We start from the raw sequence: 13,578 nt of genomic DNA on the forward strand, positions 1-13,578 counted from the left end.
GACGTTGATGGCTGTATCGTCCCGCATTCGTTTGCTGTTTTTACTCCCCCTTCTTACGGCCGGAGCCGTTCACGGTGCGCCGAATTCCTTTATGCATCAGGCGCAGCACCCCTTTGATAATAACGGGGACAGTCTGCCCGACCTCGGCATGGCGGCGCCCACCGGCGAAGGGGAAAAACATCTGGCCGAAATGGCGAAAGCCTTTGGTGAAGCCAGCATGACCGACAATGGCCTGACGACCGGCGAGCAGGCGCGTCAGTTTGCCTTTGGTCAGGTGCGCGACGCGGTAAGCGGGGAAGTGAACCAGCAGATTGAGTCCTGGCTGTCGCCCTGGGGAAACGCCAGCGTGAACCTGCTGGTGGATAACGACGGCAAATTTAACGGCAGCAGCGGGAGCTGGTTTATCCCGTGGAATGATACTAACCGCTACCTGAGCTGGAGCCAGCTTGGCCTGACGCAGCAGACGGATGGCCTGGTCAGCAATGCCGGAATCGGTCAGCGCTGGGTCGCCGGGAAGTGGCTGCTGGGCTACAACACCTTTTACGATAATCTTCTGGATGAAAACCTGCAGCGTGCCGGGCTGGGGGCGGAAGCGTGGGGGGAAAATCTGCGCCTGTCAGCGAACTATTATCAGCCCTTTGCCGGATGGCGCGCGCGATCTGACGTTCAGGAGCAGCGCATGGCGCGCGGATATGACGTGACCGCTAAAGCCTGGCTGCCGTGGTTCCATCATCTGAATACCAGCGTCAGCTTTGAGCAATATTTTGGCGATAACGTCGACCTGTTCAACAGCGGCACCGGGTACCACAACCCGGTTGCGGTCAATCTGGGGCTTAACTATACCCCCGTTCCGCTGGTGACGTTGACCGCCGGGCACAAGCAGGGCGAAAGCGGCGAGAGCCAGAATAACCTCGGACTGAAGCTCAACTACCGCTTTGGCGTGCCGTTGGCAAAGCAGCTATCCGCCGATGAGGTCGCCGCCACGCGCTCCCTGCGCGGCAGCCGCTACGACTCACCTGAGCGCACCAGCCTGCCGGTGATGGAGTTCCGCCAGCGTAAAACGCTATCCGTCTGGCTGGCCACGCCGCCGTGGGATCTGAAAGGGGGTGAGACCGTGATGCTGAAGCTGCAGGTTCGCAGCACGCACGGCATCCGTCAGATCCACTGGCAGGGCGATACGCAGGCACTGAGCCTGACGTCACCGGCCAAAAGTGACAGCGCAGACGGCTGGAGCGTGATTATCCCTGCCTGGGATGATCGGGAAGGGGCGACAAACCGCTGGCACCTGTCGGCGGTGGTGGAAGATGAGAAAGGCCAGCGCGTCTCGTCCAATGAGATCACGCTGGCCGTGGTGCAGCCGCTGGTCGCACTGCCTGACGACGATCCGCGCTGGAAGCTGCTGCCGGAGGAGTAGTCCTTAGAAGATGCGTTCCTGATGCACCCACACGGCGGCTTCAACGCGAGATTTTAACTTCATTTTCTTCAGCATATGCTTCACGTGCACTTTCACCGTGCTTTCGGTGATGTCCAGGCGGCGAGCGATCATTTTGTTCGGCAGGCCTTGGGCAATGAGCTTGAGAATGTCGCGCTCGCGCGGCGTGAGCTGGCTGACGTCACGGTCAGAGGTGGCGCGGTTGGCACGGAGGCTGGCGGCCAGGACCGGCGTTAAGGCTTCGCTGAGCACCATCTCGCCCGCCGCCGCCTGCTGCAGCGCCTTAAGCAGATCTTCCGGCTCCATGTCTTTCAGCAGATAGCCATCCGCACCGCGCTTCAGCGCCGTGACCACGTCCTCTTCATGGTTCGACACGCTAAAGACGACGATGCGGCCTGAAAGCGATTTTTCCCGCAGCTTGTCGAGGGTCTCCAGACCGTTCATGCCCGGCATATTCAGATCGAGCAGGATCAGATCGGGATCGAGGGATCCGGCAAGCTCAATGCCCTGTTCACCGTTACTGGCTTCGCCCACCACGGTGATATCGGGTGCCATGCTGACCAGCTGTTTCACGCCAGTACGCAGCATCGGATGGTCGTCGATCAACAGGATGGATGCCGGTTCCTGATTAGTCATGGGTTTCTCCTTGAGCAGTTGTGAGCGGTTTCTCGGGAATAAAGGTGACGACAACTTCCGTGCCGCCCGTTTCTCTCCGGCGAACCTGGCAATCACCGCGCAGGCTTTGGGCGCGGTCTCGCATAATGATTAAACCATAGTGGTTAGTGCGTTCGGCATTTTCCGGCACGCCGCGGCCGTTATCGTGAACCGTCAGTTTCACCTGATTGTCGTGCTGGCTGACGGTGACCGTGACCGCCGTTGCTTCAGCGTGTTTAAGCACGTTGCTCAGCGCTTCGCGGGCGATCTGCAGTAGATGGATGGCCTGATGGGAGGGGACAAACCGCGGCGGCAGCTGATAATCCAGCTTCACCGGGAACCCCAGCCGGGCGCTAAATTCGTGACAGCTTGATTCCAGCGCCGGGCGCAGGCCCGGCTCGGTCAGCTGCAGGCGGAAGGTGGTCAGCAGCTCGCGCAGCTGCACCCAGGAGGTGTTTAGCTCGTTGCGGATCTGGCTGAGCAGCTGTTTGTTGCTTTCGGGCATCTCCGCATCCTGCATCTGCAGGCAGCTCACCTGCATTTTCATACAGGAGAGAGACTGGGCGATGGAATCGTGCAGCTCGCGGGCGATGGTCGCGCGCTCTTCCATGACGATAAGCTGCTGCTGTTTTTCCTGATGCCTGTCGAGCGCCAGCGTGGCCGTCAGCTGTTCAACCAGCGTATCCACCAGCTGCTGCTGGTCGTGGCTCAGGTGGCGTCCGGTTGGCAGGGTGGCCAGCAGAATGCCGTACTGGGTGTGGCTGTCCGTCAGGCGCCACTTCAGGGTCGTGCCGCCGGAGGCCAGCGGCGGCAGGCCGCGAGGGCAAAGATGGCAGCCTTTGTCATCGCAGGACATATCGGACTGACAGGTAAATTCCTGGTGGTTCTCTTCGTCTTCCACATCGTAGACCCGTAGCTCCAGGTCACGCAGCAGGGTCAGATTTTGCAGGCCGTTCAGCACCGGCGAAAGACGTTCACACAACGGCACCTGCATGTGCAGCCGACGGTTGGCCTGCCAGAGGAAGGAGAGGATCTCGTTTTTCTGCTCCAGCCCGGCCGTTTTTTCCTGAACGCGCTGTTCCAGCACCGCGTAGCTCTCGGAGAGCTCTGCCGACATGGTATTGAGTGCCTGGCCGAGCATGGCCATCTCGTTGCGCCCGCTGATGTGCGTGCGCTGGGTAAAATCGCGTGCGGTCACCGCGCGGGCCATTGCCAGCAGCTGTTTCCAGGGATTTAACAGCCGCGCGCGGAGCCAGACGATGGTGAAGATCAGCAGCAGGCCCATAAACAGGGCCATGGCCCGGTGTACTATCACCACCCGGTCAATGCGTAATTCGGTCGTCTGGTCAAAAGCGGAGACCAGCGCATCAATGCGGGAGACAAACCCCGCCACGTCCTGGGCAACGGCTTCTGTACTGCGCGCCTGTTTCAGGCCGGGCTGCAGCTGGGTGTGCCAGTACCCCTGAAGGGCCTTAAGCTGGGATTGCTGGCCTGCGCGGATAGCGGCGTTTTCCAGCTCGGGGCTGAACGCCGTGCGCTCCATTTCATCGATTAAAGGCCGATCGTCCTGCGTCAGGGGAACCGCCGCCAGCAGGCGATAACTCTGCATGCGTAGTGAGCCTGCCTCGTTGATGGCATGCGCATTACCCTGTACCCCTTGTACCAGCCAGCCGGAGATCGCCATGCCGGTCACGCCGATGGCGGTGGACAGCAAAACAATCAGGGCGAGCTGATTCACGAGCGTTAGCGGAGATAAGCATCTTTTTAACATTGAGTGGGCGTGCTCCTGACGTGGCCTGCTTGCAGGAATGGCGCTATTCTGGTGCATACCCTGGAGTATACCCATACCAATAAAGGATTACCCCTAAATTGCCAACGGAGTAGGGGGCAAGAGGTGGGCGTTGCAGGGAATCGTCAGTGCCGTGAAAAACCACGTCTTTTTTACCGAATTAGCCTACTCACTAAGGATAACACCTTTTTTTGTGCCGCAAATCCTCCCACTTTTCCTTTGATTTATATCAACTTACCGCCGCCCTAAAACCCTAATGTTTGCAGCATCATTCGAGAATCAGAGGTGTCTATGAGTCACTCATCCGCTCCCGAAAGGGAAAATGGTGCCGTTATTACTGACTGGCGTCCAGAGGATCCGGCGTTCTGGCAACAGCGCGGCCATCGTGTAGCAAGCCGAAATCTGTGGATTTCCGTGCCGTGTTTGTTATTAGCGTTTTGCGTATGGATGTTGTTTAGCGCGGTGGCGGTAAACCTGCCCAAAGTCGGCTTTACGTTCACGACCGATCAGCTGTTTATGCTGACCGCGCTGCCGTCGCTGTCAGGCGCGCTGCTGCGCGTCCCTTACGCGTTTATGGTGCCGGTCTTTGGCGGCCGTCGCTGGACGGCATTCAGTACGGGCATCATGATTATCCCCTGCGTGTGGCTGGGCTTCGCGGTGCAGGATACCTCCACGCCGTTCAGCGTGTTCGTGATTATCTCCCTGCTGTGCGGCTTTGCCGGGGCGAACTTCGCCTCCAGCATGGCCAACATCAGCTTCTTCTTCCCGAAAGCGAAGCAGGGCGGCGCGCTGGGGATTAACGGCGGTCTGGGCAATATGGGCGTGAGCGTGATGCAGCTGATCGCTCCCCTGGCGATCTCGGTCTCCATTTTTGCAGCCTTTGGCGGCGGTGGCGTTGAGCAGGCGGACGGTTCTTCCCTCTATCTGCAAAACGCAGCCTGGATCTGGGTACCGTTCCTCGTGGTCTTCACCCTCGCAGCCTGGTTCTTTATGAATGACCTGTCCGCGTCGAAGGCGTCGCTGAGCGAACAGCTGCCGGTGCTGAAGCGTGGACACCTCTGGGTGATGGCGCTGCTGTATCTGGCGACCTTCGGTTCGTTTATCGGCTTCTCGGCGGGCTTCGCGATGCTGTCGAAAACGCAGTTCCCGGACGTGCAGATCCTGCAATTCGCCTTCTTCGGCCCATTTATTGGCGCCCTTGCTCGCTCGCTGGGTGGCATGGTGTCTGACCGTCTGGGCGGTACCCGCGTGACGCTGGTTAACTTCGTCGTGATGGCGGTCTTCTGTGCGTTGCTGTTCCTCACGCTGCCGGCCGACGGACAGGGCGGTAACTTCATCGCCTTCTTCGGCGTGTTTATGGTGCTGTTCCTGACGGCCGGGCTGGGGAGCGCGTCCACCTTCCAGATGATCTCCGTGATCTTCCGTAAGCTGACCATGGACCGCGTAAAAGCGCAGGGCGGAAGCGAAGAACAGGCCATGCGCGAAGCGGCAACGGATACGGCTGCGGCGCTGGGCTTTATCTCCGCCATCGGCGCGATTGGCGGCTTCTTTATCCCGAAAGCGTTCGGTATCTCTCTGGACCTGACCGGCTCTCCGGCCGGTGCCATGAAAGTCTTCCTCGTCTTCTATATCGCCTGCGTCGTGATTACGTGGCTGGTATATGGCCGTAATACCAAGAAAAATAAGTAAGTATGATTATCCGTTTACGCGGCCTTCGGGCCGCGTTTTTTTGGCATCAAAATAGTTACAACATACTGATTGGCATGCCGAGGAAATCCGCAGGCAGCACTGTGATCGCCATCGCTTTACAGGGCGCTCTACCCCTTAATACCTGCGAGGTTAAATTTTGCCTGGTGGTTTGTACGATAAATTAAAAATAACGATATATTTCATATGGATATGAAATTTTAAATGGTACCGCTTTGGTGGTATTCGGTGTAACCCCTCGCCTGAAAGTCCCTCGCCGTCTTGATCGTTATCAATTCTCCCCCTCTTTCAGGGCGTTACCTTCGCTGCAAATCAGCAATGTCGATTTAGAGAGCCACAGGCTCCACACAGGAGATACCCGATGAGCAAATTTTTGGACCGGTTTCGCTACTTCAAGCAGAAGGGCGAAACGTTTGCCGATGGGCACGGCCAGGTTCTGGATACCAACCGGGACTGGGAAGACGGTTACCGCCAGCGCTGGCAGCATGACAAAGTCGTCCGTTCGACCCACGGCGTGAACTGCACCGGCTCATGTAGCTGGAAGATTTTCGTTAAGAACGGTCTGGTGACCTGGGAAATGCAGCAGACCGACTACCCGCGCACCCGCCCGGATATGCCGAACCACGAACCGCGCGGCTGCCCGCGTGGCGCCAGCTACTCCTGGTATCTCTACAGCGCGAACCGTCTGAAATACCCCCTGATGCGCAAGCGCCTGATGAAAATGTGGCGTGAAGCGAAAGTGCAGCACAGCGATCCGGTGGATGCCTGGGCCTCTATCATTGAAGACGCGGATAAAGCGAAAAGCTTCAAGCAGGCTCGCGGCCGCGGCGGCTTTGTGCGTTCCTCCTGGAAAGAGGTGAACGAGCTGATTGCCGCCTCCAACGTCTACACCGTGAAAACCTACGGTCCTGACCGCGTGGCGGGCTTCTCGCCGATCCCGGCGATGTCGATGGTCTCTTACGCTTCCGGCGCGCGCTATCTCTCTTTAATCGGCGGTACCTGCCTGAGTTTCTACGACTGGTACTGCGACCTGCCGCCGGCGTCTCCACAGACCTGGGGCGAACAGACCGACGTGCCGGAATCCGCGGACTGGTACAACTCCAGCTACATCATCGCCTGGGGCTCTAACGTGCCGCAGACCCGTACGCCGGACGCGCACTTCTTTACCGAAGTCCGTTATAAAGGCACCAAAACCGTGGCGGTGACCCCGGACTACGCCGAAATCGCCAAGCTGTGCGATCTGTGGCTGGCACCGAAGCAGGGTACCGATGCGGCGATGGCGATGGCGATGGGCCACGTCATGCTGCGCGAGTTCCATCTGGATAAACCAAGCCAGTACTTCACCGACTACGTCCGTCGCTACACCGACATGCCGATGCTGGTGATGCTCGAAGAGCGTGACGGCTACTACGCAGCAGGCCGTACGCTGCGCGCCGCCGATCTGGTGGACGCGCTGGGCCAGGAAAATAACCCAGAGTGGAAAACCGTTGCCTATAACAGCAACGGCGAGCTGGTGGCGCCAAACGGCTCTATCGGCTTCCGCTGGGGCGAGAAGGGCAAGTGGAACCTTGAGCAGCGTAACGGCACGACCGGTGAAGAGACGGAGCTGCGCCTGAGCATGCTGGGTAGCCAGGACGAGATCGCCGAGGTGGGCTTCCCGTACTTCGGCGGTGAAGGTTCCGAGCACTTCAACAAGGTTGAACTGAAAAACGTGCTGATGCACAAGCTGCCGGTGAAACGCCTGCAGCTGGCCGACGGCTCTAGCGCCCTGGTGACCACCGTGTATGACCTGACTATGGCGAACTACGGCCTGGAACGCGGTCTGGGTGATGAAAACTGCGCCACCGGCTATGACGACGTGAAGGCTTATACCCCGGCATGGGCGGAGCAGATCACCGGCGTTCCACGCGCGCAGATCGTGCGTATCGCCCGCGAGTTCGCGGAAAATGCCGACAAAACCCATGGTCGTTCAATGATCATCGTCGGTGCGGGTCTGAACCACTGGTATCACCTCGATATGAACTACCGTGGCCTGATCAACATGCTGATCTTCTGTGGCTGCGTTGGACAGAGCGGCGGCGGCTGGGCGCACTATGTGGGCCAGGAAAAACTGCGTCCGCAGACCGGCTGGCAGCCGCTGGCGTTTGCCCTCGACTGGCAGCGTCCGGCACGCCACATGAACAGCACCTCCTACTTCTATAACCACTCCAGCCAGTGGCGCTACGAGACGGTCACCGCGCAGGAGCTGCTGTCGCCGATGGCGGATAAATCCCGCTACAGCGGCCATCTGATTGACTTCAACGTGCGCGCCGAGCGTATGGGCTGGCTGCCGTCTGCGCCGCAACTGGGCACTAACCCGCTGCGCATTGCGGAAGCGGCGAAGAAAGCGGGCATGTCACCGGTGGATTACACCGTGAAATCGCTGAAGGAAGGCTCAATCCGCTTCGCGGCGGAACAGCCGGAGAACGGTAAAAACCATCCGCGTAACCTGTTCATCTGGCGCTCCAACCTGCTGGGCTCGTCCGGTAAAGGCCACGAGTACATGCTGAAATACCTGCTCGGTACCGAAAACGGTATCCAGGGTAAAGATCTCGGCAAGCAGGGCGGCGTGAAGCCGGAAGAGGTGGAGTGGAAAGACAACGGTCTCGACGGCAAGCTGGATCTGGTGGTCACCCTCGACTTCCGCCTGTCCAGTACCTGCCTGTACTCCGACATCGTGCTGCCTACCGCGACCTGGTACGAAAAAGACGACATGAATACCTCGGATATGCATCCGTTTATTCATCCGCTGTCTGCGGCCGTTGACCCGGCGTGGGAATCGAAAAGCGACTGGGAGATCTACAAAGACATCGCGAAGACATTCTCCGAAGTCTGCGTGGGGCACCTCGGCAAAGAGACCGACGTGGTGACGCTGCCCATCCAGCACGACTCTGCTGCCGAACTGGCGCAGCCGCTGGACGTGAAGGACTGGAAAAAAGGCGAATGCGATCTGATCCCGGGCGTGACCGCACCGCACATCATTCCGGTTGAACGTGACTACCCGGCAACGTACGAGCGCTTTACCTCTATCGGCCCGCTGATGGAGAAAATCGGTAACGGCGGGAAAGGGATCGCCTGGAACACCCAGAGCGAAATGGACCTGCTGCGCAAGCTCAACTACACCAAAGCGGACGGTCCGGCCAAAGGCCAGCCAATGCTGAACACGGCAATTGATGCGGCAGAGATGATCCTGACCCTGGCACCGGAAACCAACGGCCACGTGGCGGTGAAGGCCTGGGCAGCGCTGAGCGAGTTCACTGGTCGTGACCATACGCACCTGGCGACGAATAAAGAGGAAGAGAAAATCCGCTTCCGCGATATTCAGGCCCAGCCGCGTAAGATTATCTCCAGCCCGACCTGGTCTGGCCTCGAAGACGAGCATGTCTCCTATAACGCCGGCTACACCAACGTTCACGAGCTGATCCCATGGCGCACCCTGTCCGGCCGCCAGTCGCTTTATCAGGATCACCAGTGGATGCGCGACTTCGGTGAAAGCCTGCTGGTGTACCGTCCGCCAATCGACACCCGCTCCGTGAAAGCGGTGATGGGCGCGAAATCGAACGGTAACCCGGAGAAGGCGCTGAACTTCCTGACGCCGCACCAGAAGTGGGGGATCCACTCCACCTACAGCGACAACCTGCTGATGCTGACCCTGTCGCGCGGCGGTCCGATTGTCTGGATGAGCGAAACGGATGCCAAAGATCTGGGTATTGAAGATAACGACTGGATCGAAGTGTTCAACAGCAACGGTGCCCTGACGGCGCGTGCGGTGGTGAGCCAGCGCGTACCGGCCGGGATGACCATGATGTACCACGCGCAGGAACGTATCGTTAACCTGCCGGGGTCAGAGATCACCGAGCAGCGCGGCGGGATCCACAACTCCGTGACCCGCATTACGCCGAAGCCGACCCACATGATCGGTGGCTATGCGCAGCTGGCCTACGGCTTTAACTACTACGGCACCGTAGGATCGAACCGCGATGAGTTCGTGGTGGTACGTAAGATGAAGAATATTAACTGGTTAGACGGCGAAGGTAATGACCAGGTACAGGAGAGCGTAAAATGAAAATTCGTTCACAAGTCGGCATGGTGCTGAATCTGGATAAATGCATCGGCTGCCATACCTGCTCGGTCACCTGTAAAAACGTCTGGACCAGCCGTGAAGGTATGGAATACGCCTGGTTCAACAACGTGGAAAGCAAGCCGGGCACCGGCTTCCCGACCGACTGGGAAAACCAGGAGAAGTGGAAGGGCGGCTGGATCCGCAAAATCAACGGCAAACTGCAGCCGCGCATGGGTAACCGTGCGATGTTGCTGGGAAAAATCTTCGCTAACCCGCATCTGCCGGGCATCGATGATTACTACGAGCCGTTTGATTACGACTACCAGAATCTGCACAACGCGCCGGAAGGCAAACACCAGCCGATCGCCCGTCCTCGCTCGCTGATCACCGGTCAGCGCATGGACAAAATTACCAGCGGTCCAAACTGGGAAGAGATTCTGGGCGGCGAGTTTGAGAAACGCGCCAAAGACCAGAACTTCGAGAACATGCAAAAGGCGATGTACGGCCAGTTCGAAAACACCTTCATGATGTATCTGCCGCGCCTGTGCGAGCACTGCCTTAACCCGGCGTGCGTGGCGACCTGCCCGAGCGGCGCCATCTACAAGCGTGAAGAAGATGGCATCGTGCTGATCGATCAGGACAAGTGCCGCGGCTGGCGTATGTGCATCACCGGCTGCCCGTACAAAAAGATCTACTTCAACTGGAAGAGCGGTAAGTCTGAGAAGTGCATCTTCTGCTACCCGCGTATCGAAGCCGGTATGCCGACCGTCTGTTCCGAAAGCTGCGTAGGCCGTATTCGCTACCTGGGCGTGCTGCTGTACGACGCGGACGCGATTGAAAACGCAGCGAGCACCGAAAACGAGAAAGATCTGTATCAGCGTCAGCTGGACGTGTTCCTCGATCCGAACGATCCGAAGATCATTGAGCAGGCGCTGAAGGACGGCATTCCGCAGAGCGTGATTGACGCCGCGCAGCAGTCTCCGGTGTACAAGATGGCGATGGACTGGAAGCTGGCCCTGCCGCTGCATCCGGAATACCGCACGCTGCCGATGGTCTGGTACGTGCCGCCGCTGTCGCCGATTCAGTCTGCCGCTGACGCGGGCGAGCTGGGCAGCAACGGCATTCTGCCGGATGTGGAGAGCCTGCGCATTCCGGTGCAGTACCTGGCAAACCTGCTGACCGCAGGGGATACCCAGCCGGTCCTGCTGGCGCTGAAACGAATGCTGGCGATGCGCCACTTCAAGCGTGCCGAAACCGTGGACGGCGTATCCGATACCCGCGCGCTGGAAGAGGTTGGTCTGACTGAAGCGCAGGCGCAGGAGATGTACCGCTATCTGGCGATTGCCAACTACGAAGACCGTTTCGTGGTGCCGAGCAGCCACCGTGAGCTGGCCCGCGAAGCCTTCCCGGAGAAAAACGGCTGTGGCTTTAGCTTCGGCGACGGTTGCCACGGGTCAGACAGCAAATTCAACCTGTTCAACAGCCGCCGCATCGACGCCATGGATGTGACCAGTAAAACGGAGCCGCACTCATGATTGAACTTGTCATTGTTTCTCGACTGCTTGAGTACCCGGATGCGGCGCTTGCGCAGCATCAGCAGGAACTCTTTGATGCACTCGCGTCTTCAGAAAACCTGGATAAAGAGGATGCCCAGAAGCTTGGCGTTTTCCTCCGCGACCTGTTAGCGCGCGACCTTCTGGACGCGCAGGCGGACTACAGCCAGCTGTTTGACCGTGGACGTGCAACGTCCCTGCTGTTGTTTGAACACGTTCACGGTGAATCCCGCGACCGTGGTCAGGCGATGGTGGATCTGATGGCCCAGTACGAACAGCACGGCCTGCAGCTCGACAGCCGCGAGCTGCCGGACCATCTGCCGCTCTATCTGGAGTATCTGGCGCAGTTGCCGAAAGAGGAGGCGCTGGGTGGTCTGCAGGACATCGCGCCGATCCTGGCGCTGCTCGGCGCGCGTCTTCAGCAGCGTGAGAGCCGCTATGCGGTGCTGTTCGATCTGCTGGTGAAGCTGGCCAACGCCGCGGTCGACAGTGAAAAAGTGGCGGAGAAAATCGCCGATGAAGCCCGTGACGATACGCCACAGGCGCTGGATGCGGTATGGGAAGAAGAGCAGGTGAAATTCTTTGCTGACCAGAACTGCGGGGAATCTGAAATCTCAGCGCATCAGCGTCGTTTTGCCGGTGCCGTGGCCCCGCAATATTTGAATATCTCTAACGGAGGACGGCACTAATGCACTTCCTGAATATGTTCTTCTTTGACATTTACCCGTATATCGCGGGCACCGTGTTCCTGGTGGGAAGCTGGCTGCGTTATGACTACGGCCAGTACACCTGGCGTGCCGCCTCCAGCCAGATGCTGGATCGCAAAGGGATGCATGTGGGCTCTAACCTGTTCCACATCGGTATTCTGGGCATTTTTGCCGGTCACTTCCTCGGGATGCTGACGCCGCACTGGATGTATGAAGCGTGGCTACCGATTGAGGTGAAGCAGAAGATGGCGATGATCGCCGGCGGTGCCTGCGGGGTGATGACCTTAGTCGGTGGCCTGCTGCTGCTGAAACGTCGTCTGTTCAGCCCACGCGTGCGTGCTACCACGACCGCTGCGGACATCCTGATCCTCTCCCTGCTGATGGTGCAGTGCGCGCTGGGTCTGTTGACCATTCCGTTCTCGGCGCAGCATATGGACGGCAGTGAAATGATGAAGCTGGTGGGCTGGGCGCAGTCCGTGGTGACCTTCCACGGCGGAGCGTCTGCGCACCTGGACGGCGTAGCGTTTATCTTCCGTGTTCACCTGGTGCTGGGGATGACGCTGTTTGTGCTGTTCCCGTTCTCCCGCCTGGTGCATATCTGGAGCGCGCCGGTGGAGTACCTGACGCGCAAATACCAGATAGTACGCGCCCGTCGCTAATTTGCCGTTTTGATACCAACCCCGCACTCGCGGGGTTTTTTTTCGCCCCAGCCCAGGTTGTTACCCGCGGCAGCAAACAGGATAAGCGCGCCACCTGCCAGCTGCGTCAGGCTCAGCGCATGTCCGAACAGCAGATTATCAACCACAATTGCTACCACCGGATAGATAAACGACAGGGAGCCGGTAATGGGCGTCGGCAGCTTCTGAAGCGCGCTGTAGAGCAACTGGTACATAATGCCGGTATGGACAATGCCCAGCGTGAGCAGGATCGGCCACGGGAAATCACCGGAAAATGACGGCAGGCTGGCAAATGGCAAAAGCATCACGACGCCCGTCAGTACCTGGATAAAGGCGATATGCTGCGGTGCGATGGATTTCAGCTTGCGGGCAATCATGGCCGTTAGCGCGTAGAAGAAGGCCGCGGCCATGGCCAGACCGATTCCGGCGAGCCATTCACCGCCATGCGCGCCGGTCAGCTCGCTGGAGAGCAGTATCACCACGCCGCCAAAGGCGAGGAACAACCAGCCCCATTTCACCAGGCTAACGCGTTCCCCTAAAAACATCCCCATCAAGACCAGCATAAACGGCTGGGTGTTATAGACCACGGTCGAAAGGCCAATCGAGATCCGCTCATAGGCTGCGAAGAGTAGCAGCCAGTTCACCACGAGCGCCACGCCGCCGAGAATAGCCAGCAGCAGCGTGGTGCGGGTGAGGGGACTAAAGGGCTTTTGACTGACCCGGATAAAAATAAAAAGCGCCATAGCCCCGATAAGACAGCGCCAGAACACCACTTCCGTCACCGGCAGACCGGAGAGCAAAACAAACGCGCCGATAGAGCCGGAAATTAACATCGCCAGGCTCATTTGCCAGACGCCTTTATGTAAATCACGCATCTTTCACCTCCTGATTAATGACGCTATTGTCGAAAATCGCTGTCGGGTTTTACAGGGGTGATATAAGGTTGAAAAGGTAAAT

Annotated in this window: 9 protein-coding genes; 6 read left to right on the forward strand and 3 right to left on the reverse strand. The window is 58.7% G+C overall.

What is annotated here, in order from left to right; all coding sequences use genetic code 11:
- Positions 1-7: 7 nt before the first annotated feature.
- Positions 8-1,414 carry a YchO/YchP family invasin gene (locus tag BMW97_RS00910; protein WP_045908978.1) on the forward strand — a complete coding sequence of 469 codons (1,407 nt, stop codon included), beginning with the start codon at positions 8-10 and terminating at the stop codon, positions 1,412-1,414.
- Between the two features lie 3 nt (positions 1,415-1,417).
- Here BMW97_RS00910 and narL read toward each other — a convergent pair whose 3' ends face one another.
- Together narL and narX are read right to left on the reverse strand one after the other, a co-directional pair.
- Positions 1,418-2,068, reverse strand: coding sequence for a two-component system response regulator NarL (narL, locus tag BMW97_RS00915; RefSeq protein ID WP_045908977.1), 651 nt, complete (start codon positions 2,066-2,068; stop codon positions 1,418-1,420).
- The gene (narX, locus tag BMW97_RS00920) at positions 2,061-3,857 is read right to left on the reverse strand and encodes a nitrate/nitrite two-component system sensor histidine kinase NarX (RefSeq protein WP_045908976.1); all 1,797 of its coding nucleotides are present in this window, start codon (positions 3,855-3,857) and stop codon (positions 2,061-2,063) included. Before narX ends, narL begins: the two co-directional genes overlap by 8 nt.
- A 309-nt stretch (positions 3,858-4,166) precedes the next feature.
- Between narX and BMW97_RS00925 the strand changes: the two genes are divergently transcribed.
- From BMW97_RS00925 to narI, 5 genes are all read left to right on the forward strand, one after another.
- On the forward strand, positions 4,167-5,564 hold the full coding sequence (locus BMW97_RS00925) for a NarK family nitrate/nitrite MFS transporter (RefSeq protein WP_045908975.1): 1,398 nt from the start codon (positions 4,167-4,169) through the stop codon (positions 5,562-5,564).
- Between the two features lie 379 nt (positions 5,565-5,943).
- Positions 5,944-9,687 (forward strand): nitrate reductase subunit alpha, encoded by a 3,744-nt coding sequence (locus tag BMW97_RS00930; protein WP_045908974.1) that lies wholly within the window; start codon positions 5,944-5,946, stop codon positions 9,685-9,687.
- Positions 9,684-11,219 (forward strand): nitrate reductase subunit beta, encoded by a 1,536-nt coding sequence (gene narH, locus BMW97_RS00935; RefSeq protein WP_045908973.1) that lies wholly within the window; start codon positions 9,684-9,686, stop codon positions 11,217-11,219. Before BMW97_RS00930 ends, narH begins: the two co-directional genes overlap by 4 nt.
- Positions 11,216-11,926: a nitrate reductase molybdenum cofactor assembly chaperone gene (gene narJ / locus BMW97_RS00940; RefSeq protein ID WP_045908972.1), complete on the forward strand. Its 711-nt coding sequence runs from the start codon at positions 11,216-11,218 to the stop codon at positions 11,924-11,926. Before narH ends, narJ begins: the two co-directional genes overlap by 4 nt.
- Positions 11,926-12,603 carry a respiratory nitrate reductase subunit gamma gene (narI, locus tag BMW97_RS00945; protein WP_023312107.1) on the forward strand — a complete coding sequence of 226 codons (678 nt, stop codon included), beginning with the start codon at positions 11,926-11,928 and terminating at the stop codon, positions 12,601-12,603. The genes narJ and narI overlap by 1 nt, the downstream gene beginning before the upstream one ends.
- Here narI and BMW97_RS00950 read toward each other — a convergent pair.
- Complete coding sequence (locus tag BMW97_RS00950; protein WP_045908971.1) at positions 12,600-13,496, reverse strand: DMT family transporter; 897 nt, start codon at positions 13,494-13,496, stop codon at positions 12,600-12,602. The genes narI and BMW97_RS00950 overlap by 4 nt on opposite strands.
- Between the last annotated feature and the right edge of the window lie 82 nt (positions 13,497-13,578).

Origin of the sequence: Enterobacter sp. NFIX58, assembly GCF_900110475.1 — a bacterium.
GTDB lineage: Bacteria > Pseudomonadota > Gammaproteobacteria > Enterobacterales > Enterobacteriaceae > Enterobacter > Enterobacter quasiroggenkampii.

Coding starts and splice junctions, on each gene's coding strand:
- BMW97_RS00910 (WP_045908978.1), top strand. CDS start 8: ATGGCTGTATCGTCCCGCATTCGTTTGCTGTTTTTACTCCCCCTTCTT.
- narL (WP_045908977.1), bottom strand. CDS start 2,068: ATGACTAATCAGGAACCGGCATCCATCCTGTTGATCGACGACCATCCG.
- narX (WP_045908976.1), bottom strand. CDS start 3,857: ATGTTAAAAAGATGCTTATCTCCGCTAACGCTCGTGAATCAGCTCGCC.
- BMW97_RS00925 (WP_045908975.1), top strand. CDS start 4,167: ATGAGTCACTCATCCGCTCCCGAAAGGGAAAATGGTGCCGTTATTACT.
- BMW97_RS00930 (WP_045908974.1), top strand. CDS start 5,944: ATGAGCAAATTTTTGGACCGGTTTCGCTACTTCAAGCAGAAGGGCGAA.
- narH (WP_045908973.1), top strand. CDS start 9,684: ATGAAAATTCGTTCACAAGTCGGCATGGTGCTGAATCTGGATAAATGC.
- narJ (WP_045908972.1), top strand. CDS start 11,216: ATGATTGAACTTGTCATTGTTTCTCGACTGCTTGAGTACCCGGATGCG.
- narI (WP_023312107.1), top strand. CDS start 11,926: ATGCACTTCCTGAATATGTTCTTCTTTGACATTTACCCGTATATCGCG.
- BMW97_RS00950 (WP_045908971.1), bottom strand. CDS start 13,496: ATGCGTGATTTACATAAAGGCGTCTGGCAAATGAGCCTGGCGATGTTA.